Origin of the sequence: Verrucomicrobium sp. GAS474, assembly GCF_900105685.1 — a bacterium.
Taxonomy (GTDB): domain Bacteria; phylum Verrucomicrobiota; class Verrucomicrobiia; order Methylacidiphilales; family GAS474; genus GAS474.
This window is the reverse complement of sequence record NZ_LT629781.1, coordinates 182,956-208,400: the sequence shown is the minus strand read 5'-3', so window position 1 is coordinate 208,400 and position 25,445 is coordinate 182,956. Positions and strand designations below refer to the sequence as shown.

The window sequence follows — 25,445 nt, the reverse complement described above, 5'->3', positions numbered from 1 at the left end:
GTATTGGCCCCGTCTCTCCCTATAGTTCGTACCCTCGGACGCTCCGGGAAGCAGCAGATTTTAATCTAGTTCGGAGACGAGGCGCCGCCCAAGCGCGTCCGCCTAGTTCAGGCCTTCCGAAGGGGAGGTTCCAGGAGGGGCGAAGCCCCTCTTGGGCTATAAAGCGGATCGCCTCCAGCTGTACAGGGTTGACCGCGCAAGCCCCGAAGGGCGCTCCCCATTCCGCGACCCCTTTCCCCAAGCGCTCCCTCTCCCAAGCGCACAGGCCTCCCCCCACCCTACACCTTCATCAACTCGGCTTCCTTGCTTTCAAGAGCCTTGTCGATTTCGCCGTTATACTGGTCGGTCAGCTTCTGGACTTCCTTTTCGGCGTCCTTCAGGTCGTCCTCGGTGATGTCGCCGTCTTTCTGAAGCTTCTTCGCCTCGTCGATGGCGATGCGGCGGACGGCGCGGAGGGCGACGCGGCCTTCCTCGGCCATCTTGCGGATGGTCTTCACGAGGTCGTTGCGGCGCTCCTCGGAGAGGGCGGGGATCGGGAGGCGGATGATCTTGCCGTCGATGATGGGGGAGATGCCGAGCTTCGATTCCTCGATCGCCTTGCGGATGGCGTCGACGGTCCCGGCGTCCCACGGCTGGATCATGACCATGCGGGGATCGGGGGTCGTCACGGCGGCGACTTCCTTCAGCTTCATGTGGGAATCGTAGGCGACGACGGTGAGGTTGTTCACCAGGTCGGGCGAAGCCTTGCCGGTGCGGACGCCGCCGAATTCCGTCTTCAGGAATTCGAGCGCCTTGATCATCTTCTCTTCACCTTCCAAAAGCACGTCATCGAGAGCCATAGGGGGTTACTCTAATGGGGTTTTGGGGTGGTGACAACCTTCTAGAAAAGAGGCTTCGGTTTCGCGGCTTCGGGCGGCGGAAAGCGCACGGGGAAAGGGGTCGCGGAACGGGGGGCGCCCTCCGGGGCTTGCGGGGTCAACCCTGTACAGCTGGAGGCGACCCGCTTTAACGCCACAGAGGGGCTTTGCCCCTCCGTGACCTCCTGTTCTGAGGGCCTTACCTAGGCGGACGCGTTTCCCCCTGCGCCTCGTCTTCTCACTGGATTAAAATCGGATGGTTCCAGTACGCCCGAGGATACGTACTGAAGGGGGAGCGGTACCCATACGCCCTGACTCCTATCGTATGGGAGAGATATCTTCAGGGGTTCAGCACCGAGGAGATAGGGCTGCTCCTTGGATGCTCCTTCCCATGGCTCGGCTCTCAAGGAGGTTAGATCCAGCGGAGTAGAGCGGGCTTATGGAAGATAGGCCTCTTGGGTCGCGCTTTATCTACACCACGGCCTATCAGAGGGGGAGGTGCAGGAGGGGCGCAGCCCCCTCTTGCATCTCTAAACGCGCGTCCGGCATCCAGCTGTACAGGGAGATGTACCCCGTCCCGAAGGGCCGCCCCACTCCTGCGATCCCCCCTTATTTAATCGGCGACGGCGCGGGCGCGGGCACCGGGGCCATCGTCGGAGCGGGGGCGGCGCTCACCGGAGCCGTCTCGTTCTTCACGTCGGCGGCGACGCGGAGGCGGACGATCTTGTCCGGGTTGGCAGGGGGCTCGCCACGGGTGATGTTGTCGACGAATTCCATCCCCTGGACGACCTGGCCCCAGAGGGTGTACTGGCTGTCGAGGAAGAAGGAGGGCTTGAAGCAGATGAACCACTGGCTGTCGGCGCTGTCGGGGCTCGCCGAGCGGGCCATGCCGACGGCGCCGCGAATGAAGGGCTTGCTGGAGAACTCGGCCGGGATCCGGGTGCCGCTCCCGCCGCTGCCGGTGCCGGTCGGGTCGCCGGTCTGGGCCATGAAGCTCTCGATCACGCGGTGGAAGACGATGCCGTCGTAGAAGCCTTTCCGCACCAGTTCCTTGATCCGGGCGACGTGCTTCGGGGCGAGGTCGGGATACATCGCGATGACGACCCGTCCGTCCTTCAGGTCGAGGTAAAGGGTGTTCTCCAGATCGAGGGGCTTCGTCTCGGCGTGGGCCGAGGAGACGAGGGCCGCCCCGATGCCGGTGAAGATGAAACAGCAACCGAGACCCGCGGCGAAAATCGCCGACTTCACCCGCTCCGAAAGGAAACGCATCATATAAGTAGTTCTACTTGGTCCCCTCGATTTCGCCAGCAAAATCCCCAATCGATTTGTTGGGGCAATAGCGGCGGAACAGACGGAACAGGCTCCAGACGAGGCCGCCGATCAGGACCCCCGCCGCCAGGAGGCCGATGAGCTGGGCGATGAGCTGGCCGCCGTCCCATTGGTTGCCGCCGAAGAGCGGGCCGAGGACCCCGGTCACGCCCTGGTCGCTCCAGCCGCCTTCTTCCGCCGTCGGGCTGACGAGGGTCGCATACTGGTTGAGAGTCCCCTCGGCGCCGTCGTTGACGAGGTTCCGCAGGGCGCCGTCCTTCACCAGCGAATGGAGGCCGCCCCAGCCCTGGCCGTAGCTGCCGTCGGCGAAGAGGCCGACCGCCAGCACGCCCCACGCGCCGCCGAGGCCGTGGACGGCGACCGTTCCCGCGGCGACGTCGCCGCCGAGGACCTGCCGGAGCTTCTTCCACGCCGCCGAGGCGAGGAACCCCGAGACGAGGCCGATCAGGACCGCGCCGGGCGCATTGACGAAGGCCGCCGAGGCTGCCGCCGCCGCGAAACCGGCGAGGACCCCCGAGGCAATCCGCACGGGCGAGGGTTCCCCCTTGTGGAGGCTGATGAAATAGAGCGCCGCCCCGGCCGCGCCCGCGGCGCCGCTCAGGAGGGTGTTCACGGCGACGACCGAGAGGCGGAGGTCGTTCCCGGAGAACGTCGCCCCCGCCGTGAGGGCGATCCAGCCGACGACGGTCACCGCCGCCCCGCCGAGGATCAGCGGCATCGAGGAATAGATCGAATAGGAGGAAATCCCCTCTCCCTCCTTCCCCCGCGTGCCGAGGACGAGCGCGCCGACCCCCGCGACGATGCCGCCCAGGAGATGGATCACCGCCCCGCCGCCGAAGTCGACGAAGCCGTGGCCGACGCCGTAATTGACGCCGAGCTGGGCCAGCCAGCCGCCGCCCCAGACCCAGTTCCCGAAGAGGGCGTAGGGCAGGACGAAGCCGAAGGCGAAGACGACGCCCCGCCGGAGGCCCCAGCGGCCCGTCGCCGTCAGCGTCCCGACGGGGATCGCCGCCGCGAGGGCGAGCGCCGCCGCCTGGAAGAAGAAGAGGGTGAAGACCGCCGTGTCGTAGGTCGCCGCAAGGCCGAAGCCGCGATAGCCCCAGAGCCCGAAGGGATGGCCGATCCACGTCGCCAAGGTCCGGGGGGTGAACTCCCGGTTCAGGAGATCGACGCCCTGCCCGACGGCGGGCTGCCAGCCGATCGCCGCGGGAAGCGCCCCGTAGCCGCCGAAGAGGAGCGCGAAGCCGAACGCCCAGAAGGCGAGGACCGCCCACAGCGGCCCGAGGAAGCCGAGGAGGGCCTTTTCGGTCCCCCGCTCGCCGCCCGCGAGGCCGATCTGGAAGGCGACCAGCCCGATCGGGGCGAGGAGCGCGAGAAGGCCGCAGAGGATCGTCCAGACCGCGTTGAGGGAGACCTGGGCATGGGCCAGATTCGCGACCCCTTCGTCATGGGTGACGACGCCCTTGCCCTCGTCATTGACCCCGGGAGAATCGACCGGGACCGGCCAGCGGAGATCGGCCGAAGAGCCTTGATTGGCCCCCGTCCCCGTGGGATCGGAGACCAGGGGCGAAGTGGCTCCCATCCCTTCGGTCGAGGCCGCCGCCTCGGTGGAACTGGGGCTTTCTGCACGGAGAGGAAGGACGACCGTGGTCGCGAGAAAGAGGAGGGGAAAAATGAAGCGCGGGGGGACCATAGGGGTAATTTACTCTAGAGTAGGGCGCTCGTCCATGGGGGAGAGAGACGCAGAGGGGAAGGGATTTCGGAGGAGGGGCGGCCCTTCGGGGCTGGCGCGGTCAACCCTGTAGAGCTGGAGGCGATCCGCTTTATAGCCACAGAGGGGCTTTGCCCCTCCGTGACCTCCCCTTCTGAGGGCCTGAACTAGGCGGACGCGCTTGGGCGGCGCCTTGTCTCCGAACTGGATTAAAATCGGCTGCTTCCTGGAGCGCCCGAGGGTACGTACCGCAGGGGTAGATGGTACCCATACGCCCAGACTCCTATTGGGAGACGGCTCTATGGGAGAGGAGCGCTTGGAAAAATAGCCGCCCCGCCCCCCCCCTACTGCTTCCAATTCGTCGCCCACTGCAACACATTCGTCTTCGAGCCCTGGCCGTCCTGGCCGGAGGTGCTCCAGAGGTCGACGAAGCCGGTGTTGAAGAAGGCGTTGGAGTCGGTCGTGAAGCCGTAGGGATGGCCGAAGGGATCGGCGACGAAGCTCTTCCCGCTCGTGTTCTTGGAGACCATGTTCGCCCGGAACTCGAAGTAGACGGGGCTCGTCGGGACGCCGACGTCGTTGAAGTTCTCCTTCCCGCCGGAGAGGGAGCTGAAGAGGACCTCGGCGTTGTCCTTGTAGACGGTGTCGGGATCGGCGGTGCCGGTGTAGCCGTCGCCGCCGGTGTTGATCAGCTCGGTCTCGGGATAGATGCCGTTGTCGATCTTGTACCGCTCCAGCGCGGTGGCGAGGGCCTGGATTTCCCCCTGGGCGCGGGAGATCTTCGCCTTTTTCTGGGCGTAGGTCGCCCCGCCGAGGGTGAGGGCGGCCAGGATCCCGATGATCGTCATCACGATCAGAAGCTCGACGAGGGTAAAGCTCTGCCGACGAAGGCGGAGAGCACGGAGGAAGCGCGGGGTTACCATGTCCGGATGATATTCTTGGAATCGGAGATCGGGTTGATCGACCAGCCGCCCTGGCGGACGGGCTCGGTCGGCGCGGGGGCGTCGGCGGCATCGGAGCCCGAGGCGGAGCTCTCCGCGCTGCTGGCGGCGGGGTCGGCGGCGGCATCGGAGCCCGAGGCGGCGGAGGGCGACGGGGGGGCGTCCATGCGGACGTTGTCGGCCAGCTTCGTCCGCTTCGGCGGACCCGGATCCCAGACGGCGACGCTCGCGGTGATCTGGCCCGGGGTGGCGCCCGCGAGGTCGATCTCGTTGTCGTAATTGAAGTCGACGAGGACGTGGTAGTTCTGGGCGGAGCTCTTCACGCCGCGATACCACGGATCGACGTACATCGAGGGGCTGTCGGGGATGTCGAGGTCGTTCGCCTTGAATTCCATGTAGGCGATCCCCCGGGGGTTGTTCTCGTTATCCTTGCCGATGAGGATTTTGTAGAGCGTCCGGTTGTCGATCTCCTGCTGCTGGGGCTGGGTCGGGTAATAACCGTAATCGGTGTAGAAGTTGTAGACCGAGGTCTTCAACTGGTTGGCCATCGAGGAGGCCTGGGCTTTCTTCGCCGCCGTCATCGCCTGATTGAAGGCGGGGAAGGCGATCCCGGCCAGGATGCCGATGATGGTGATGACGAAAAGGAGTTCGACCAGGGTGAACCCCCGCCGGCCGCGTGCGAAAGAGCGCAATTGCATTCTTAATAAGCTAAACGAGTAGGAGGGTGTGGCGAGTAAAAAATAGGTAGTAAAATAGGTTGTACCGGGGAGGGCGCGGCTGTTAATCCTGGGAACATGCCTGAGAGCCTCGAATCGGGAAAAATCGTCCCCCTGGATGAAGCGGCGGCGTTCCGGGCCGCCCTGAAAAAGGAGGGCCGCCGCGTCGTGGCGACCAACGGCTGCTTCGACCTCCTCCACGTCGGCCACCTCCGTTACCTGACCCAGGCCCGCGAGCGGGGCGATTTCCTCTGGCTCGGCCTCAATGCCGACGCCTCGGTCCGCGAATTGAAGGGGCCGACCCGCCCCGTGAACAACGAGGCCGACCGGGCCGAGATCCTCGCCGCCCTCCGCGTCGTCGACGCCGTCACCATCTTCCCCGAAATGCGGGCGACCCGCTTCCTCCGGGCCGTCGCCCCCGACCTCTACGTGAAGGGCGGCGATTACAAGCCGGAGACCCTCGACGCCGACGAGCGGGCCGCCGTCGCCGCCGGGGGCGGGACCATCGAGATCCTCCCCCTCGTCCCGGGCAAGTCGACCACGGCGACGCTGAAGCGGATCCAGAGCTAGTCCTCCCTCCTTTCTTCCATTTTCCATGCTGAAACTCGCCGTCCTCGGCTCCGGTAAGGGGAGCAACTTCGTCGCCATCCAGAACGCGATCGTCTCGTCCGGCGGCATCCTCGCCGACAAGGCCCGCGTCGTCCTCGTCGCCTCGGACAACGCCGGGGCGGGGATCCTCGACCACGCCCGCGCCTTCGGCCTCCCCGCCGAGGCCCTGCCGAAGGGGGCCTTCAAGACGAAGCTCGAGCCCGAGATCGAGCAGACCCTCGCCTCCCTCATCCGCCGCTCCGGGGCCGACCTCGTCGTCCTCGCCGGATACATGCGGGTCGTGAAGGCCCCCCTGCTCGACGCCTTCCCCGAGCGGATCATCAACATCCATCCCTCGATCCTCCCCGCCTTCAAGGGCCTCGAAGCCTGGAAGCAGGCCCTCGCCGCCGGCGTCGCCGAGACCGGCTGCACTGTCCACTGGGTCAACGCCGAGATCGACGGTGGCGACGTCCTCGGTCAGGAACGGGTCCCCATCCTTCCCGGCGACACCGCCGAGACCCTCCACGCCCGCATCCACGAGGCCGAACACCGCCTCTACCCTGCCGTCATCGCGCGGCTGGCCGTCGAGCTCGGAAAGGCTTAGGGTTCCTTTCGTTATGGCGAAATCCGGAACCCTCGACTTGTGGACCGGGGGAGGGGAGGAGGAGCCCGAATCCTCTCTTGCCGCCCGCCCCGAGGCGGCTCCCGTCGTCGCCCTCACCGTTGGCCAGATCACGAAGCGCATCCGCAGCCTCCTCGAGCAGGAACTCGGCGAAGTCTGGGTCCGGGGGGAAATCTCCAACCTGAAGCTCCCCCCCTCGGGCCACGTCTACTTCACCCTGAAGGATGCCGACGGCGTCCTCAACGCCGTCATGTTTCGCAACGCGGCGATGCGCCTCTCCGCCCCCCTGCGGGACGGTCAGGCCGTCCTCCTCCGGGGCCGGATCACCGTCTACGAGGCGCGGGGCCAATACCAGATCCTCGTCGAGGAAGTCCGTGCGGAAGGCCTCGGCACCTTGCAGGAACGGTTCGAGGCGCTGAAGCGGAAGCTGATGGCCGAGGGCCTCTTCGAGATCGAGCGGAAGCGCGACCTCCCCGTCTTCCCCGAGCGCGTCGGCATCGTCACCTCCCTCCAGGGCGCGGTCATCCAGGACTTCTGCCGCGTCCTCGGGCGGCGCGCCCCCGGGATCGGGATCCAGGTCCGGGGCGTCCGCGTCCAGGGCGTCGGCGCGGCGGAAGAGATCGCCGAGGCCGTCGCCGCCTTCTCCCGCGAGGGAGGGGTCGATCTGATCGTCGTCGCGCGGGGCGGCGGAAGCCTCGAGGATCTCTGGGCCTTCAACGAGGAAGTCGTCGCCCGGGCCTTGGCCGCCTCCCTCATTCCGACCGTTTCCGCCGTCGGGCACGAAACCGATTTCACCATCGCCGACTTCGTCGCCGACCTCCGCGCCCCGACGCCGAGCGCCGCCGCCGAGCTGATTTCCCGGGACTGGGAAGAGTGGCGCGGCGAAGTCGCCGCCCTGAAGGAACGCCTCCGCCGCGAAGTGCGGGCGAAGGTCGAGTGGGAACGGGAGCGCCTCACCCGGTTGCGCAACAGCCCCGTCTTCCGCGAACCCCGCCGCTACGTCGAACGGATGAGCCAGCGCGTCGACGATCTCGCCTCCGGCCTCGGCCGGGGCCTCCGCCACGCCGTCGCCGTCCGGCGCGGGACGTGGGAGGGATTGCGCGGGCGGCTGGCTGCCCCCTCCGCCGATCCCCGCACCCGGATCGCCCGGTTGCGCGAAGCCGTCGGCCATTGGGAAGCCCGCCTGCGGACCCTCGGCCCCGAGGGAACCTTGGCGCGGGGGTACGCGCTGGTGCTCGACGGAGAGGGGAAGCTGGTGCGGAAAGCCGGAGAAGTGAAGCCCGGGCAAGGGCTGAAAATCCGATTCGGAGACGGGGACGTCGGCGCGAAAGCGGTTTGAGGAGAGAGGGCGCTTCGGTTCTGCCCGCGCTAGGGCGCGTGATTCTCCCGATGGGAGTTTGGGCGTATTGGCCCCGTCTCTCCTTATAGCTCGTACCCTCGGGCGCTCCAGGAAGCAGCCGATTTTAATCCAGTGAGAAGACGAGGCGCCGCCCAAGCGCGTCCGCCTAGTTCAGGCCCTCCGAGGGGGAGGTTCGAGGAGGGGCGAAGCCCCTCTTGGGCTATAAAGCGGATCGCCTCCAGCTGTACAGGGTTGACCGCGCAAGTCCCGAAGGGCGGTCCCCGTTCCGCGATCCCTTTCCCCGTGCGCCTTGTCTCCCAAGCGTTCCTCTCCCATGCGCTTGGGAGACGGAGCGCTTGAAATGAGGCGTATGGGAAATGAGGCGTATGGGAGACCCACGCTGGGAAGTGCCACGAAGCGGGGCAGCCCTTCGGGACCTGCGCGGTCAACCCTGTACAGCTGGATGTAACCCGCTTTAACGCCACAGAGGGGCTTCGCCCCTCCGTGACCTCCCCTTCGGAGAGCCTGAACTAGGCGGACGCGCTTTGGCGGCGCCCCGTCTCCTAACTGTTTTAAAATCCGCTGCTTCCCTGAACGCCCGAGGGTACGGGCGATAGGGAGAGACAGGGCCAATACGCCCAGACTCCTCCAATACGCCCAGACTCCTATCGGGGGAGGCCCCTCGGACGCGTTGCATTCCCCCCTAAAACTGGTACACTCTCTGCTGGAGAGTTTTTTCATGCCATATTTTGGCTTTTTTGCGGAAAAACACTAAATTCAGGTTGACTCCCCCGCTGAATTTGCTGAACTCCTAAGCTCCCCTGAATCCATGAGTGCGGTAGCGTCGAAAGACGGGGCCGAGATATCATGGAGGCGGGCTCGTCGTCTTTTGACGTCTTTTCCTCATCTAGGGGTCGGGACGGTGAAAAGAGGGCGATGCCTCGAAAAGGGGTGGCGGAAGGTCGGGGAAACCAGGGACGACCATCCGGGGCGGAATGACAAACGCCCACATAGCTCAGTTGGTAGAGCACGTCCTTGGTAAGGACGAGGTCACCGGTTCAAGCCCGGTTGTGGGCTCCACCGCAAGGTGGAAGGGGTTCCGCAGCAGTGTCAGTAACGATTTTGATAGTTAGTTGAATGCTTTTTCCCGCGGTAGCGGGAGGAAAAAAAGAAGAAGAAACAAGAGTAGTGCCTGGTCAACAGGCGAAACAACCACATACGAGGAGTATCATGGCTAAAGAAGCCTTTGCACGTAACAAGCCGCACGTCAACGTCGGCACGATCGGCCACGTTGACCACGGTAAGACCACCCTGACCGCCGCTATCACCAGCGTCCTGGCCAAGAAGGGTTTTGCCGAAAAGAAAGCCTACGACCAGATCGACGCCGCCCCCGAAGAAAAGGAGCGCGGTATCACGATCAACACCGCCCACGTCGAATACCAGACGGACAAGCGCCACTACGCGCACGTTGACTGCCCCGGCCACGCCGACTACGTCAAGAACATGATCACCGGCGCCGCCCAGATGGACGGTGCGATCCTCGTTGTTTCCGCCGCCGACGGTCCGATGCCCCAGACCCGTGAGCACATCCTGCTCGCCCGTCAGGTCGGCGTTCCCTCCCTCGTGGTCTTCATGAACAAGGTCGACATGGTTGACGACAAGGAACTCCTCGACCTCGTCGAGCTCGAAGTTCGCGAACTCCTCTCCCAGTACGAATTCCCCGGCGACAAGATCCCGATCGTCCGCGGCTCGGCCCTCAAGGCCCTCGAAGGCGACGCCGAGCATGAAGCCAACATCGTCGCCCTCATGGACGCCGTTGACAGCTACATCCCGCTTCCCGAGCGTCCGAAGGATCAGCCCTTCCTGATGTCCGTCGAAGACGTGTTCAACATCGAAGGTCGCGGCACCGTCGCCACCGGCCGTGTCGAACGTGGCGTCCTCAAGAAGATGGAAGAAGTCGAGATCGTCGGCATCAAGGCCACCGTCAAGACGACCTGCACCGACATCGAAATGTTCCGCAAGCTCCTCGACACCGCCGAAGCCGGCGACAACGTCGGTCTCCTCCTCCGCGGCGTGAAGAAGGAAGACGTCGAGCGCGGCCAGGTCATCGCGAAGGTCGGCTCGATCAAGCCCCACACCAAGTTCAAGGCCCAGGTCTACGTCCTGAGCAAGGAAGAAGGCGGCCGTCACACGCCCTTCTTCACGAACTATCGTCCCCAGTTCTACTTCCGCACGACCGACGTCACCGGAAGTGTGAAGCTGAACGAAGGCGTGGAAATGGTCATGCCGGGCGACAACGTCGAGGTCGAAGTCGAGCTCCAGGCTCCGATCGCGATGGAAAAGTCCCTCCGCTTCGCCATCCGCGAAGGCGGGCGCACGGTCGGTGCCGGCCGCGTTGCCGACATCATCGCCTAGTTCGTTCAAGTCACTTTTAGGAAGGAAACAAAGTTTAGGGCAATAGCTCAATTGGTAGAGTACCGGTCTCCAAAACCGAGGGTTGTGGGTTCGAGTCCCTCTTGCCCTGTACTTTGCTCTCCTTCCTTAAGTCACATTCTTTTTTTCCCATGAGTCCCGCCACCGCACACATCGTTCAGCAGTCGCTTTATTGGGCCGGATGGATCGCCTTCGCGGCGTTCGTCCTCTGGCTCCTCTATCGCAACGGTGCGAAGGTGTCGGGATTCTTCGGGGAAACGGTCGCCGAACTGAAGAAATGCACGTGGCCTTGGAATCCCGCGGAATCCGATTTCCGCAAGAAATACAAGGAACTCATCGACTCGACGCTCGTCGTCGCCGTCTTTTCCATTCTTCTGGCTGCCTTCATCACCTCCTCCGACTTCCTGCTTGTCCAGGTCATCGGATTTTTCACCCGCTAACCCCCAGCGGTTCCCAATTTTAAATTAACCTTTCCATGAGCGATACGGAGACCCCGAATTCCGAAGCCGTCGGTTCTGCCTCGGCAGCCCACCCGAACGTGCAGTGGTACGCCCTGCACACCCTCTCGGGGCAGGAAAACAAGGTTAAGAAGAACATCGAGCAGCGGATCAAGACCGAGGAGATCGGCGATCTGCTCTTCGAGGTCGTCATCCCCATCGAGCGCGTCTCCGAAGTGCGCCGCGGCAAGAAGGTCGAGACCGAGCGGAAGCTCTATCCCGGTTACGTCTTCCTCGCCATGCTCCTCCGCGGCGAAGACGGGAAGCTGATCGACCGCTCCTGGTACTTCGTCCGGGAGACCCCCGGCATCATCGGCTTTGCCGACGGTGACAACCCCCTTCCCATGCCCGGCGAACAGATCGAGGCCATGCTCCGCCAGATGCGCGAGCGCGAGGAGAAGGTTTCCCCCAAGGTCGCCTTCGCCGTGGGAGACAAGGTCAAGGTCGGAGACGGCCCCTTCCTCAATTCGGAAGGCGTCATCGAAGAAATCGATCCCGAGCGCGGCAAGCTCCGCGTTTCCGTCAGCATGTTCGGCCGCTCGACCCCCGTCGAGCTCGAGTACTGGCAGGTGGAGAAGTCGGTCTAATCCGAGAGCTTATCGTTTTTTAAGAAAGCAAAGAAATACAGCAAGTTTATGGCTAAAGAAGTTCAGGCAATCGTCCGTCTCCAAATCCCCGCCGGTCAGGCGAATCCCGCGCCCCCCGTCGGTCCCGCCCTCGGTCAGCACGGCGTCAACATCATGGGCTTCTGCAAGGAGTTCAACGCCGCGACCCAGAAGGAAGCCGGCAACATCCTTCCCGTCGTCATCTCGATCTACAAGGACAAGTCCTTCACCTTCATCACGAAGTCGCCGCCCGCCGCGATCCTCCTGAAGAAGTTTGCCGGCATCGCCTCGGGCTCCAAGGAACCGAACCGCATCAAGGTCGGCAAGGTCACCAAGAAGCAGGTCGAGGAGATCATCAAGATCAAGCGCAAGGATCTCAATGCCGGCAGCGACGAAGCCGCCTTCCGCCTCATCGCGGGAACGGCCCGCAACATGGGCATCGAAATCGTCGACTAGTCCCAATTTTAGCAAAACAACACGTGGGAGGGCCCGTTTCCCAAGGAAACGCCAGGGTCCGCCAACACCACCAGGAGAAAACATATGGCGCGTAAGCCCAGCAAACGGTATCGCAATGCGGCCAAATTGGTCGATGCGGTGAAGCTCTATCCGCTCAACGACGCGGTGAAGCTCCTCAAGGAACTCCCGAAGGGGAAGAGCGACGAGACGGTCGACCTCTCCTTCCGCCTCGGCGTCGACCCGAAGCAGAGCGACCAGATGGTGCGCGGCACCGTCGCCCTGCCCCACGGCTCCGGCAAGAACGTCCGCGTTCTCGTCTTCGCCAAGGGTGCCGCCGCCGAAGCCGCCACCGCGGCCGGCGCCGACATCGTCGGCTATGAGGATCTCGTGAAGAAGGTCTCCGAAGGCTTCCAGGACTTCGACGTCGCCGTCGCCACTCCCGACGCCATGGCCGAAGTCCGCAAGCTCGGCAAGGTCCTCGGGCCCCGTGGCCTCATGCCGAACCCCCGCACCGGAACCGTCACCGAAGACACCGCCAAGGCCGTCCGCGAGTGCAAGGCCGGCCGCGTCGAGTTCAAGCTCGACAAGTCGGGCAACATCGCCGTCGTCGCCGGCAAGGCCTCCTTCTCCCCCGAGTTCCTCGAGGCGAACGCCAAGGCCGTCATCGACGCCATCGTCAAGGCGCGTCCCGCCACCGCGAAGGGCCGCTTCGTCCAGTCCGCCACCCTCTCCTCGACCTACTCCCCCGGGATCAAGCTCGATGTGTCCGCGGCCAACCGATAACCGAAGGAAATAATCCCATGAGAGCCGAGAAAAAATTCATCGTTGATGAGATCAAGGGCCGCGTCGAAGGCGCCCCCTACCTCATCGTTATCGACTACACCGGCCTGAAGGTCGCCCAGTTCAGCGAGCTGCGGAAGCGCCTCCGCGACGGCGGGTCCGAGACCCGCGTCGTGAAGAACACCTTCCTGGCCCGCGTGCTGAAGGACGCCGGCCTTCCCGAGATCGACGCCGCCCTCAAGGGGCAGACGGCGATCGTCTTCGGGGACAAGGACGTCGCCGCCGCCGCCAAGCTGCTGAAGACCTTCACCGCCGAGTTCAAGCTGCCGACCATCAAGATCGGCATCCTCGACAACGCCGTCCTCAGCCAGAAGGAAGTCCTGGCCGTCGCCGACCTGCCCTCCCGCGAAGTGCTTCTCGCGAAGCTCCTCGGGGTGCTGCAGGCTCCCGCCTCCCAGCTCGTCCGTCTCCTCAACACGCCCGCCGGCCAGATCGCTCAGGTCATCAAGGCGAACTCGGAAAAGGCCTCGGCCTAATCCGCAGGGGACCAGGAAAGAAAAGATTTTGGAGGGACGCGGGACGGGCTTCGGCCCTTCCCCGTCCGTCCATAAGGGCAATAAAAAGATCCTGCTCCTAGCTCCGAAGCCCTTCGGAGTTAATCGTCACGCGGGTGCGTGGTGCTAGGCAGGGCAAAAGCAGAAAAAAGAAAGTAGAATATTATGGCAGATCTCTCCGCAATCGTTGAACAGCTCAGTGGCCTCACCGTTCTTGAAGCCGCCGACCTCGTGAAGCAGCTCGAAACCAAGTGGGGCGTCAGCGCCGCGGCCCCCGTCGCCGCCGCCGCTCCCGCCGCCGCCGGTGGTGCCGCCGCCCCCGCCGCCGAAGCGCAGACCGCCTTCGACGTCGTCCTCGTCGACGCCGGCGCCAACAAGATTGGCGTCATCAAGGAAGTCCGCGCGGTTGCCGCCGGCCTCGGCCTCGCCGAAGCCAAGGCCCTCGTCGAGAGCGCCCCGAAGACCGTCAAGGAAGGCGTCACCAAGGAAGAAGCCGCCGAGATCAAGAAGAAGCTCGAGGCCGCCGGCGCCAAGGTCGAAGTCAAGTAGTCCTCGGACTGCTTCGTTTCCGGAAACCCTCCGCTCCGCGTTCCCCCTCGAAAGGGGAGGATGCCGGGGCGGAGGTTTTCTCCGGTAAAGGGTACGCCTTCCCGAGGGAAGGGGTTTCCTGGAAAAAGGGGTTCGGGTTGGATAGCCGCACGGGCGGACGATTTTTGATAAGTTAAGAAGGGCTTGCGGGAAGGGGATTCCCGGGAGACGCGGTTCGGTTCCGAAATGGGCGAGATTCGGTATCGGGTGGCGTATAGCAGACCTCGCAGCAGTTGGAGTAAGAGAACAAGGCTCAAAAGGCAAAAGGCTTAAAAAGCATCTCAGAATAAGGCTAAGGCACATATGACAAAAAAAGCTGTGGAACGGATCAACTTCGGCAAGATCAACGAGACCATCGAGGTTCCGAATCTCATCGAGCATCAGCTCAAGTCCTACTCGGATTTCCTCCAGACCGAAGTCCCCCCCTCGAAGCGCCGCGCCGAAGGTCTCCACGCCGTCTTCTCCGAAGTCTTCCCCATCGAGAGCTACGACGGTAAGATCAAGCTCGAGTTCGGCTCCTACGAGATCGGCGAAGCCAAGACCCACTTCGTTGAGTGCATCAAGGAAGGCCAGACCTACGCCGCTCCCCTCTACCTCACCTTCCGCCTCCGCGAGGAAAGCTCGACCAAGGAAGAGCGCGTCTACATGGGCGAACTGCCCATGATGACCCCCCAGGGCAACTTCGTCATCAACGGCGCCGAGCGCGTCATCGTCTCCCAGCTCCACCGCTCCCCCGGCATCTGCTTCGAGGCCAGCGTCCACACCAACGGGAAGCTCCTCCACTCCTACCGCATCATCCCCGATCGCGGCACCTGGATGGAAGTCACCTTCGACACCACCGACCTCCTCTACGTCCATCTCGACCGTCGGAAGCGCCGCCGGAAGTTCCTCATCACCACCCTGCTCCGCGCCCTCGGCTACGGTACCGACGAGGAAATCATCCAGCTCTTCTACCCGATCGAAGACCTGAAGCTCTCCGCCGACCTCGACGACTCCCGCATCGGCACGAAGGTGCTGATCGCCGAGCTCCGCGACACGGCCAACCAGGACCAGGTCGTCGCCCGCGCCTTCGAGCCGCTCACCAAGAGCGTCATCCGCCAGATCCTCGACCTCGGCATCAAGACCGTCCGCGTCGTCGACATCAAGGACGACGACACGATCATCAAGTGCCTCAAGAAGGACAGCGCCAAGGACACCGACGAGGCGTTGAAGGAAATCTACCGCCGCCTCCGCCCCGGCGATCCGCCGACCGTCCCGAACGCGAAGATCCTCCTCAAGCGCCTCTTCTTCGACAACAAGCGCTACGATCTCTCCCGCGTCGGCCGCTACAAGATCAACCAGAAGCTCGGCATCAACGTCGAGCTCGACACCCGCGTCCTCGACAACCAGGACGTCATCGCCGCCACGCAGTACATCATCGGCCTGCGCCGCGGTGAAGGCTCCACCGACGACATCGACCACCTCGGCAGCCGCCGCGTCCGCACGGTGGGCGAACTCCTCGCGAACCAGTGCCGCACCGGCCTGGCCCGCACGGAGCGCCTCGTCAAGGAGCGCATGACGCTCTTCGACGTGAACACCGAGGGCATGACGCCCCAGAAGCTCATCAACCCGAAGGCCCTCTCGGCCACCATCCGCGACTTCTTCTCCCGGAGCCAGCTCTCGCAGCTCATGGACCAGACGAATCCGCTCTCGGAGCTGACGCACAAGCGGCGCCTCTCCGCCCTCGGGCCGGGGGGTCTCTCCCGCGACCGCGCTGGGTTCGAGGTTCGCGACGTCCACACCTCCCACTACGGCCGCATCTGCCCGATCGAGACGCCGGAAGGCCCGAACATCGGCCTGATCGCGTCGATGTCGTGCTTCGCCCGCGTCAACGAGTTCGGCTTCATCGAGACCCCCTACCGCCGGGTCACCGACGGCAAGGTCACCGCGTTCGTCGACTACCTCGCCGCCGACCAGGAAGAGGCCTACATCGTCTCGATGGCGAATTCGCCCATCGACGACAAGGGCAACTTCCTCGAAAAGAAGGTCTCCGTCCGCTTCAAGGGCGAGTTCCTCGAAGTCGAGCCCGAGCGCGTCAACTACATGGACGTCTCGCCGAAGCAGCTCGTCTCCGTCGCCGCCGGCCTCATTCCCTTCCTCGAACATGACGACGCGAACCGCGCGCTCATGGGCTCGAACATGCAGCGCCAGGGCGTCCCCCTGATCGTCACCGACGCCCCGATCGTCGGCACCGGCATGGAAGGCAAGGTCGCCCGCGACACGCAGGCCGTCATCGTCTCCGACATCGCCGGCAAGGTCGCCTCCGTCTCGGCCAACCGCATCATCGTCACCCCCGACGGCGAAGTGAACGAGAAGAAGAAGCTGAAGCACGACCCCGAAGGCGGCGTCTGCGTCTACGACCTCCGCAAGTTCATGCGCTCCAACGCGGGCACCTGCGTCAACCAGCGCCCCATCGTCCACCGCGGCGACAAGGTGGCGAAGGGCCAGGTCCTCGCCGACGGTCCCTGCACCGACAAGGGCGAGCTCGCCCTCGGCCGCAACGTCCTCGTGGCGTTCATGCCGTGGAACGGCTACAACTTCGAGGACGCCATCCTGATCTCCGAGAAGGTGGTCAAGGAAGACGGCTACACCAGCATCCACATCGACGAGTTCGAGATCAGCGCCCGCGACACGAAGCTCGGGCCGGAAGAAATCACCCGGGACATCCCGAACGTCGGCGACGAGGCGTTGAAGAACCTCGGGCCCGACGGCGTCATCCGCATCGGCGCCGAGGTCAAGCCCGGCGACATCCTCGTCGGCAAGATCACGCCGAAGAGCGAGACCGAACTCGCCCCCGAAGAGCGGCTCCTCCGAGCCATCTTCGGCGACAAGGCCGCCGACGTGAAGGACTCCTCCCTCCGCGTTCCCTCGGGCACCTACGGTATCATCATGGATATCAAGGTCACGAGCGGCAACGTCACCGTCCAGCGCCAGAAGATGACGCCGACGGAGGCGAAGCAGAAGTCGAAGGAAATCGAGACCCGCTACACCACGAAGGAAGCCGAGCTTCTCGAAGAGCTGACGCAGGCCCTCTCGAACATCCTCCTCAACGAGAAGATCCCCCTCGACGTCGTCAACGCCGAGACGGGCGAGATCATCATCCCCGCCAACCGGAAAATCACCAAGACCCTGCTCCGCAAGCTCGCCTCGGTCTACGATCACATCGAGATCGACCCGAGCCCGATCCGGATCAAGATCATGGAGATCATCCAGTCCTTCGAGAGCAAGTTCGAGCAGCTCAAGAACGACAAGGACCTCGAGCTCGACCAGGTCGAGAGCGGCGACGACGTCGATCCCGGCATCATCAAGCAGGTCAAGGTCTACGTCGCCAGCAAGCGTAAGATCTCCGTCGGCGACAAGATGGCGGGCCGCCACGGCAACAAGGGCGTCGTCGCCCGGATCGTGCCGGAAGAGGACATGCCGTTCCTCCCGGACGGCACCCCGGTCGAGATCGTCCTGAACCCCCTCGGCGTTCCTTCCCGAATGAACGTCGGGCAGGTTCTCGAAACCCACCTCGGCATCGCCGCCCGGGCCCTCGGCTTCAAGGTCGCGACGCCCGTCTTCGACGGCATCAAGGAAAAGCAGATCCGAGCCTACCTCAAGGAAGCCAACATGGACGAGGACGGCAAGTCCTACCTCTATGACGGCCGGACCGGGGAACGCTTCGATCAGCGCGTCGTCGTCGGCATCATCTACATGCTGAAGCTCGGCCACATGGTCGCCGACAAGATCCACGCCCGCGCCGTCGGGCCGTATTCCCTCGTCACCCAGCAGCCGCTGGGCGGCAAGGCCCAATACGGCGGCCAGCGTTTCGGCGAAATGGAAGTCTGGGCGATGGAAGCCTACGGCGCGGCCTACACGCTGCAGGAACTCCTCACCGTCAAGTCGGACGACGTCACGGGCCGCACCCGGATCTACGAGAGCATCGTCAAGGGGGACAACACCCTCGAAGCCGGCACTCCCGAGTCGTTCAACGTCCTCATCAAGGAAATGCAGAGCCTCTGCCTCGACGTGAAGGTCGGCGACCGTTCGGTCCGCCCCGGCACCGAGCAGCACGATCCGCGCCCGGCCACCCTGCCGATCCTCGACATGACGACCCCGGCTGCCGCCTAAGGCACGAAGGCCAACGCTTACTGACCGCACAGACACGTAACGTCCGCACCAACATATAGACACATGAGCAAGGAAACCGTCGCAGCACGCGAAGTCCTCGGCCTCGAACGCGCCATCGGGTTCGATCAGGTCGGCATCTCCATCGCCTCCCCGGAGACGATCTCGGCCTGGAGCCGGGGCGAGGTGAAGAACCCCGAAACGATCAACTACCGCACCTTCAAGCCGGAAAAGGGCGGCCTCTTCTGCGAGCGCATCTTCGGTCCCACGAAGGACTACGAGTGTGCTTGCGGCAAGTACAAGCGGATCAAGTACAAGGGCGTCATCTGCGACCGTTGCGGCGTCGAGGTCACCCTCGTCCGCGTCCGCCGCGAGCGGATGGGCCACATCGAGCTCGCCGTCCCCGTCTCCCACATCTGGTTCTTCAAGTGCATGCCGAGCCGCCTCGGCCTCGTCATGGACATGACGGCCCGCGAGCTCGAGCGCGTCATCTACTACGAGGACTACCTCGTCGTCGATCCCGGCAGCACCCCCCTCGAGCTGAAGCAGCTCCTCTCCGAACAGCAGTTCCGCGAGGCGGTCCAGCAGTACGGTGAAGGCTCCTTCGCCGCCCGCATGGGCGCCGAGGCGATCCGCGACGTCCTCAAGAGCATCGACCTCCCGAAGGTCGTCGAGGAACTCGCCGAGTCCCTGACCACCACGAAGAGCAAGCAGACCCGGAAGAAGCTGGCCAAGCGCCTGAAGCTCCTCCAGGGCTTCATCAGCTCCGGCGCCCGTCCCGAGTGGATGGTCCTCGAAGTCCTCCCCGTCATCCCCCCGGACCTCCGCCCGCTCGTCCCCCTCGAAGGCGGCCGCTTCGCCACCTCCGATCTGAACGACCTCTACCGTCGCGTCATCAACCGGAACAACCGTCTCCGCAACCTCCTCCAGCTGAAGACGCCCGACGTCATCATCCGGAACGAGAAGCGGATGCTCCAGGAAGCCGTCGACGCTCTCTTCGACAACGGCCGCCACGGCCGCGCCGTCACCGGCGCGGGCAACCGCCCGCTGAAGTCGCTCTCCGACATGCTGAAGGGCAAGACCGGCCGCTTCCGCATGAACTTGCTCGGCAAGCGCGTCGACTACTCCGGCCGTTCCGTCATCGTCATCGGGCCCGACCTCAAGCTCTCCCAGTGCGGTCTCCCGAAGAAGATGGCCCTCGTCCTCTTCGAGCCCTTCATCATCCGCCGCCTCCGTGAGCTCGGCTACGTCCACACCGTCCGTAGCGCGAAGAAGATGATCGAGCGCCAGGAAGCCGTCGTCTGGGACATCCTGGAAGACGTCACCAAGGGCCACTCGGTCCTCCTGAACCGCGCCCCCACGCTCCACCGTCTCTCGATCCAGGGCTTCGAGCCGAAGCTCATCGAAGGCGAGGCGATCCGCGTCCACCCCCTCGTCTGCACGGCCTACAACGCCGACTTCGACGGGGACCAGATGGCCGTCCACGTCCCGCTCTCGGTCGAGTCCCAGCTGGAGGCCCGCCTCCTCATGCTGGCGACGAACAACATCTTCTCGCCCTCCAGCGGCCGGGCGATCACCACGCCCTCCCAGGACATCACCCTCGGTTGCTACTACCTCACCCAGGGGCCCCGCCGCATCCCGGGCGAGGCGGTCGAAAAGAAGCGCCTGCCGATCTTCGGCGACCTCGACGAGGTGCTCTACGCCCATGCCGACAAGGCGATCGGGACGCATGAGCTGATCCTCTACAGGAACCCCGACTTCGGCGTCTCCGGCACCGTCTTCGGCGACAAGGAAAAGAAGATGATCGAGACCACCGCCGGTCGCGTCCTCTTCAACCAGATCTGGCCCCAGGGGGTCGGCTTCGTCAACAAGACCTGCGGCAAGAAGCAGCTCTCCGAGCTCATCCTCCGCGCCTACCAGGTCGGCGGCCGCGACGCCACCGTCGAGAGCCTCGACAAGCTCAAGGCCCTCGGCTTCCAGGAAGCGACCAAGGCCGGCATCTCCATCGGTATCGATGACATGATCATCCCCGAGGAGAAGAACAAGGTCATCAGCCGCGCCTACGAGAGCATCGCCGTCGTCGAGAAGCAGTATCGCTCCGGTGCCATCACCGACGGCGAACGCTACAACAAGATCGTCGACATCTGGACCCAGGCCACCGACGAAATCGCGTCGGTCATGTTCCGCACCCTCGACAACAACCTCGGCCGCCGCGAGTACAACCCGCTCTACCTCATGGTCGACTCGGGCGCCCGCGGTAACCGCCAGCAGGTCCGCCAGCTCGCCGGTATCCGCGGCCTCATGGCGAAGCCGTCCGGCGACATCATCGAGCGGCCGATCGTCTCGAACTTCCGCGAAGGCCTCACGGTGCTCGAGTACTTCATCTCGACGCACGGCGCCCGCAAGGGCCTCGCCGACACCGCGCTGAAGACCGCCGACGCCGGTTACATGACCCGCAAGCTCCACGACGTGGCGCAGGACGTCATCGTCACCGAGCCGGATTGCGGCACCGTCAACGGCATCTGGGTCAAGGCGATCTACGAAGGCGACGAGGAAATCGTCAAGCTGGCCGACCGTATCTACGGCCGCGTCTCGTGCGACGACATCAATGATCCCGTCGCCCGCAAGCCGATCGTCCGCGCCAACGAGCTGATCGACGAAGCCAAGGCCAACCAGATCGAGAAGATCGGCACCGAGCGGGTCAAGATCCGCTCCGTCCTCACCTGTGAGACGAAGGCCGGCATCTGCTCGAACTGCTACGGCCTCAACCTGGCCACCAGCAAGCACTCGAAGCTCGGCGAAGCGGTCGGCGTCATCGCCGCCCAGTCGATCGGCGAGCCCGGAACGCAGCTCACCATGCGCACGTTCCACATCGGCGGCACGGCCTCGCAGATCTTCAAGCAGCCCCAGATCAAGGCGAAGAACGACGGCACCGTCCGCTTCAACGACATCCGCGTCGTGAAGTCGACCGAAGGCCAGTATATCGCCCTCACGAAGAACGGCACCGTCAGCCTCCACGACGACGACGGCCGCGAGCTCGAAAGCTACACCATCGTCATCGGCTCCGTCATCTCGGTCGCCGAGGGGACGAAGGTGAAGAAGAACCAGCTCTTCGTGCAGTGGGATCCGTATAACGTCCCGATCCTCACGGAGAAGGCCGGTATCATCGACTTCCGCGACATCATCGAGGGCGTCACCATGAAGCGCGAGCTCGACGAAGCCACGAAGCAGATCGGCACCGTCATCATCGATCACAAGGAAGACCTCCATCCCCAGATCGTCCTCCTCGACGAGAAGACGAAGGAAGTCCTCGCCTCCTACTCGATTCCCTCCGGCGCCCACGTCGAGGTCAAGTCGGGCCAGAAGGCCGAGGCCGGCCAGCGTCTCGCGAAGACCCCCCGGAAACTCGCCAAGACGAAGGACATCACCGGCGGTCTCCCCCGCGTCGCCGAGCTCTTCGAGGCCCGTCGCCCGAAGGACGCGGCCGAAATCGCGAAGATCGACGGCGTCATCGAGGACGCCGGCATCGCCCGCGGCAAGAAGCGCCTCATCATCCGCGATCCCCAGACTAACATCGAGGAAGAGCACCTCATCCCGCTCTCGAAGCACCTCATCGTCTACAAGGGCGACTCGGTCAAGAAGGGCCAGCAGCTCACCGAAGGTCCCGTGGTTCCGCACGAGATCCTCGAGGTCTGCGGACCGCAGGAGCTCCAGGAATACCTCCTCAACGAGGTCCAGGAGGTCTACCGTCTGCAGGGCGTCGAGATCAACGACAAGCACATCGAGATCATCGTCCGCCAGATGCTCCGCAAGGTGAAGATCACCGATCCGGGCGACACCCAGTTCCTCTGGGGCGAACAGATCGACCGTCTCGCCTTCGAGGCCGAGAACCGCGACATCGAGGAGAAGGGCGGCAAGCCCGCCGAGGCCTCGCCCGTCCTCCTCGGCATCACGAAGGCGTCGCTGGAAACGGAGAGCTTCATCTCCGCCGCCAGCTTCCAGGATACCACCCGCGTCCTCACCGAGGCGGCGACCCTGGGCAAGATCGACAACCTCCGCGGCTTCAAGGAAAACATCATCATGGGTCACCTGATCCCTGCGGGTACGGGCTTCATCACCCACCGCTCCCTCCGGCTCATCGAGCTGGGCGAGCCGGTCGGCGAGCCCGTCATCAACCGGGAAAAGCGCGAAGGCCGCGACGGCGAAGACGCCGAGCGGTCGAAGATCGAACTGGCCCAGGCCCTGGGCTAAGTCGAGCGACCTCCAGAAAACGCGTCCCCGAAAGGGGACGCGTTTTTTGTTTGGAGGGGAGAGGATCTCTCCCAATAGGAGTCAGGGCGTATGGGTACAGCTCCCCCTTCAGTACGTACCCTCGGGCGTACCGGAACCATCCGATTTTAATCCAGTGAGGAGACGAAGCGCAGGGGAGCGTCCGCCTAGCTAAGGCCCTAAGAACAGGACTGCCTGCGCGATAGCGCAACACCTCGTAAAGGGGAAACTAACTGGCAGGGTCGGGAGACAAGTTCCAGGAGGGGCGAAGCCCCTCTTGGGCTATAAAGCGGATCGCCTCCAGCTGTACAGGGTCGACCGCGCAAGCCCCGAAGGGCACCTCCCCCCACCCTCCTTTTCCGTTTAATTTTTAAACAATATTTTCATTTTTTCTAAGTGACACTCCCCGCCCCCGGAATCTAATTTGTAGCCCCATGCGGCCCGGCCTCAATTTCTCCGAAGACCTCGAAGCCGACGAGATCGTACTGTGGGAAGGCCGTCCCGCGGTGCTTGCCCATTTCGCTTCCGCTTTCTTCTTCTTCCTCCTCTCCTTCGGCTGGGCCATCCTCGATTTTCATCATGGCTCGAAGCTCTTCTCGCTGTTCTATGCCCGCTTCCAGGGAGTGACTTGGTTCCGTCCCTTCTTCACCGCGCTCCACCTGACGGGGCCGAGTGTGGTCGCCCTGGGCGTCCTCGCCCATCGCCTCCGCCTTTACTCGCAGACCGGCTATGCGGTGACCTCCCGCCGGATCTTCTTCCGGAAAGGCGAGACGTGGCATGCGCTCTGGGGCGGGGAGGTGACGGCGCTCGATGTCGTCTCCCGGTCGTGGGAGTCGATGGCCGATATCGGGACCGTCCGCTGTTTCGACGGAGCCCGCGAACGGTGCGGCCAGCTCATCGCCCATTCCCTTCATTCGATCCACGCGCCCTACGAGGTCTACGACCGGATCGAGGGGATCGCTCCGCAGGCGAAGGGAATCCTCGGCGCGGTCGGCCTGTGGAAGGGGCCGGAGAAGGCAAAGAGCCTGCGGTGATTCCCGCTCCCGCTTCGCCGGGCCATTTCCTCTCTTTCCTCTTTGTGCCTCCCGGGGCGGCATTGTAGAGTCCGGGCATGATCGGCACGGCCTACGGCGGCGGCAGTTTTTGGACGAAGAACCCCGGCCTCTTCACGCTCGCGTTGCTGGCCGGATTTTTCCTGACGCTCTGGCTCGCCCTCGACATCACCGAAGGGCGGCTCCGGGTTTCGGAGCCGGGGGTCGAACTCGAATTCCAACGCGGCGAGCGCGAGATCGCCCCGGGCCGGGTGATCCCGATACCGGGCTTGAGTTCGTCATTGGGCGAAGGGACCCGGAAGGGAGAAATCCACTCGCTCGCCCTCTTCGGCTGGGTCGACGGGAACCCCGGGATCTCGAGCACCCTCTTCCGCTTCCGGCTGACCTACGATGGCGTCCCCGGAGCGAAGGAATACAAGGTCGACGGCAATTTCTGGAATAGCCGCCGGAGCCGGATCGGCGATCGGCCGGTGCGGATCGGCTGGTTCGACTTGTTGACGATGGAGCGCGACTGCCGGGAACTCGGCATCGTGATCTCGAACGTCGCGCCCGAAAGCCCGGAGACGGGCCGGATCTGGCTGGGCCGCGCGGCCTGGACCCGGGACGGCGGGACGCCGCAGTGGGTCCGGGCGTTCCGCCGGATCGCCGCCGAGGGGACGCTCTTCTTCGGAGGCTGCTGGCTCGCGGCGGCGGCGGTCGCCTCGCTTTCGTTCCGCAACGGGGAGTTCGGACGCCTCGCGCTCCTCGTCCCCGCCGCGCTGATCGGCTGGCGGCTGATGTTCCACCGGGGAACGCTGGAGCCGCTCGTCCTCGGCTCCTATTCGGTCATGTCGTGGGACCTCGACGGCGTGCCGCGGGCGGCGACGGAATCGGAATCGCCGCTCTTCCCGTGGCTGATCCGGCTTTCGGAGATCCGGTGGGACTCCGATTTCACGATCGCGGCGACGGTCCTTTCCCTCCTCGTCTTTTTCACCGTCGGCTGGACGATCCTGCGGGAGACGCGGCTCCGCCCCGGCTGGGCCGAGGTGGTGGCGCTCGTCGGCATCCTGGGGAGCCCGCTCTTCTTCGGCCTGCCGGGCTGCTCCGGCCTGCTGAAGAAGCCGGGCTTCGCCGACGGGACGGCGATCTTCTTCGCCTCGCTGGCGCTCTGGCACGGGCGTTCCGGGGTCCGCTTCCCGGCGGCATTCCTCGCCATGCTCGGCCACGGGCCGCTGACGGTGGGGATGCTGCTGACGGGCGGCCTCGCCCGCGTGGCATCGAGCGACGATCGCGGGCGCGCGACGTGGCGTCTCCTCTCCCTCCTGCCGGCCCTCGCGGCGGGGCAGCTCTTCTTCTGGGGCTGGTACCACGCCGTCGGCTTCGCGGGGGCCGAGGGGCAGCGGCTCGCCTTCGCCCAAGGCTGGGGCCTGTGGGGGATGGTCCAGCATATCGCCGAGCACAAGGCCCTCTTCTTCGGCGGCCTCCACGCCTGGCTCTGGCCCTTCGTCCTCCTCCTCGGCGCGGCGCTGTGGCGGGTGAACCGCCCGGTCTTCTGGGCGCTCCTCGCGGGGCAGGGGATCGCCCTCGGGCTCCAGTTCCTGGCGACCGACTGGCACCGGGTCTTCGAGGCGGTCCAATGGCCCGGCCTCGTCATCGCGGCGGGGGTCGCCTTCCGCCAGGCGGGGAGGGGATGGCGGGTCGCCCTCTGGGCGTCGCTGGCTTTCTCGGCGGCCGGGATGCTCGTGGCGGTGGGGGTTCTGCGGTTGCAATAATCGGGGGGCGGCGTATGCTTCCGGGGACGGGGAGTCCCAAGGAGGGACTGAGAGGTCGCCATCGAGAGGCGACGACCCGATGAACCTGATCCAGATCATGCTGGCGTAGGGAGGAAGCCGAAGCGGCGCGTGCGCGTGAGACGCCCGCCGTTCGCACCCCTCCTCCGCCTGTGCCTTGCGGAAAAACACATTTATGAGCGAAACGACT

General features: G+C 64.6%; 19 protein-coding genes, 2 tRNA genes and 1 riboswitch. Of the genes, 16 read left to right on the top strand and 5 right to left on the bottom strand.

Translation table 11 applies throughout. The annotated features are described in order from the left end of the window. Positions 1 to 278: 278 nt before the first annotated feature. From frr to BLU04_RS00890, 5 genes are all read right to left on the bottom strand, one after another. Complete coding sequence (frr, locus tag BLU04_RS00910; protein ID WP_093281037.1) at positions 279 to 839, bottom strand: ribosome recycling factor; 561 nt, start codon at positions 837 to 839, stop codon at positions 279 to 281. Between the two features lie 627 nt (positions 840 to 1,466). Next, complete coding sequence (locus BLU04_RS00905) at positions 1,467 to 2,129, bottom strand: peptidylprolyl isomerase (RefSeq protein ID WP_231964883.1); 663 nt, start codon at positions 2,127 to 2,129, stop codon at positions 1,467 to 1,469. Between the two features lie 10 nt (positions 2,130 to 2,139). Continuing rightward, positions 2,140 to 3,879 (bottom strand): hypothetical protein, encoded by a 1,740-nt coding sequence (locus BLU04_RS00900; protein WP_093281035.1) that lies wholly within the window; start codon positions 3,877 to 3,879, stop codon positions 2,140 to 2,142. A gap of 362 nt (positions 3,880 to 4,241) precedes the next feature. Then, positions 4,242 to 4,820, bottom strand: coding sequence for a type II secretion system protein GspG (locus BLU04_RS00895; RefSeq protein ID WP_093288356.1), 579 nt, complete (start codon positions 4,818 to 4,820; stop codon positions 4,242 to 4,244). Continuing rightward, positions 4,814 to 5,530, bottom strand: coding sequence for a type II secretion system protein (locus tag BLU04_RS00890; protein ID WP_162274604.1), 717 nt, complete (start codon positions 5,528 to 5,530; stop codon positions 4,814 to 4,816). Before BLU04_RS00890 ends, BLU04_RS00895 begins: the two co-directional genes overlap by 7 nt. A 102-nt stretch (positions 5,531 to 5,632) precedes the next feature. On the opposite strand from BLU04_RS00890, the gene BLU04_RS00885 reads away from it, so the two are divergent. The 16 genes from BLU04_RS00885 to BLU04_RS00810 all read left to right on the top strand — a co-directional run bounded on the left by BLU04_RS00885 (position 5,633) and on the right by BLU04_RS00810 (position 25,237). Continuing rightward, positions 5,633 to 6,124 carry an adenylyltransferase/cytidyltransferase family protein gene (locus BLU04_RS00885; RefSeq protein WP_093281030.1) on the top strand — a complete coding sequence of 164 codons (492 nt, stop codon included), beginning with the start codon at positions 5,633 to 5,635 and terminating at the stop codon, positions 6,122 to 6,124. A gap of 25 nt (positions 6,125 to 6,149) precedes the next feature. Further along, positions 6,150 to 6,746 (top strand): phosphoribosylglycinamide formyltransferase, encoded by a 597-nt coding sequence (gene purN, locus BLU04_RS00880; protein WP_173862559.1) that lies wholly within the window; start codon positions 6,150 to 6,152, stop codon positions 6,744 to 6,746. A 13-nt stretch (positions 6,747 to 6,759) separates the two neighbouring features. Further along, entirely contained in the window at positions 6,760 to 8,103 is a 1,344-nt protein-coding gene (xseA, locus tag BLU04_RS00875; RefSeq protein WP_093281027.1) for an exodeoxyribonuclease VII large subunit, read from the top strand. Positions 8,104 to 9,107: 1,004 nt separating this feature from the next. Beyond that, positions 9,108 to 9,183: transfer RNA gene (locus BLU04_RS00870), tRNA-Thr, on the top strand. A gap of 150 nt (positions 9,184 to 9,333) precedes the next feature. Next, a complete protein-coding gene (gene tuf / locus BLU04_RS00865; RefSeq protein WP_093281025.1) occupies positions 9,334 to 10,518 on the top strand; it encodes an elongation factor Tu in 1,185 nt (394 codons plus the stop codon). Between the two features lie 36 nt (positions 10,519 to 10,554). Continuing rightward, positions 10,555 to 10,627: transfer RNA gene (locus tag BLU04_RS00860), tRNA-Trp, on the top strand. 40 nt (positions 10,628 to 10,667) lie between these two features. After that, complete coding sequence (gene secE / locus BLU04_RS00855) at positions 10,668 to 10,976, top strand: preprotein translocase subunit SecE (protein WP_093281022.1); 309 nt, start codon at positions 10,668 to 10,670, stop codon at positions 10,974 to 10,976. Positions 10,977 to 11,011: 35 nt separating this feature from the next. Next, complete coding sequence (gene nusG / locus BLU04_RS00850) at positions 11,012 to 11,620, top strand: transcription termination/antitermination protein NusG (RefSeq protein WP_093281019.1); 609 nt, start codon at positions 11,012 to 11,014, stop codon at positions 11,618 to 11,620. Positions 11,621 to 11,668: 48 nt separating this feature from the next. Then, entirely contained in the window at positions 11,669 to 12,094 is a 426-nt protein-coding gene (gene rplK, locus BLU04_RS00845) for a 50S ribosomal protein L11 (RefSeq protein WP_093281017.1), read from the top strand. Positions 12,095 to 12,178: 84 nt separating this feature from the next. Beyond that, entirely contained in the window at positions 12,179 to 12,877 is a 699-nt protein-coding gene (gene rplA, locus BLU04_RS00840) for a 50S ribosomal protein L1 (protein WP_093281014.1), read from the top strand. 17 nt (positions 12,878 to 12,894) lie between these two features. After that, complete coding sequence (gene rplJ, locus BLU04_RS00835) at positions 12,895 to 13,410, top strand: 50S ribosomal protein L10 (protein ID WP_093281012.1); 516 nt, start codon at positions 12,895 to 12,897, stop codon at positions 13,408 to 13,410. A 183-nt stretch (positions 13,411 to 13,593) separates the two neighbouring features. Next, the gene (gene rplL, locus BLU04_RS00830; RefSeq protein ID WP_093281009.1) at positions 13,594 to 13,977 is read left to right on the top strand and encodes a 50S ribosomal protein L7/L12; all 384 of its coding nucleotides are present in this window, start codon (positions 13,594 to 13,596) and stop codon (positions 13,975 to 13,977) included. A gap of 342 nt (positions 13,978 to 14,319) precedes the next feature. Beyond that, positions 14,320 to 18,168, top strand: a complete 3,849-nt coding sequence (gene rpoB, locus BLU04_RS00825; RefSeq protein WP_093281007.1) for a DNA-directed RNA polymerase subunit beta — start codon at positions 14,320 to 14,322, stop codon at positions 18,166 to 18,168. 63 nt (positions 18,169 to 18,231) lie between these two features. Next, the gene (rpoC, locus tag BLU04_RS00820; protein ID WP_093281004.1) at positions 18,232 to 22,416 is read left to right on the top strand and encodes a DNA-directed RNA polymerase subunit beta'; all 4,185 of its coding nucleotides are present in this window, start codon (positions 18,232 to 18,234) and stop codon (positions 22,414 to 22,416) included. A 452-nt stretch (positions 22,417 to 22,868) separates the two neighbouring features. Further along, positions 22,869 to 23,468, top strand: coding sequence for a hypothetical protein (locus BLU04_RS00815; protein WP_093281002.1), 600 nt, complete (start codon positions 22,869 to 22,871; stop codon positions 23,466 to 23,468). Between the two features lie 77 nt (positions 23,469 to 23,545). After that, positions 23,546 to 25,237 carry a hypothetical protein gene (locus BLU04_RS00810; protein ID WP_093280999.1) on the top strand — a complete coding sequence of 564 codons (1,692 nt, stop codon included), beginning with the start codon at positions 23,546 to 23,548 and terminating at the stop codon, positions 25,235 to 25,237. Positions 25,238 to 25,264: 27 nt separating this feature from the next. Continuing rightward, positions 25,265 to 25,349: riboswitch (TPP riboswitch) on the top strand. The last annotated feature ends 96 nt before the right edge of the window (positions 25,350 to 25,445 follow it).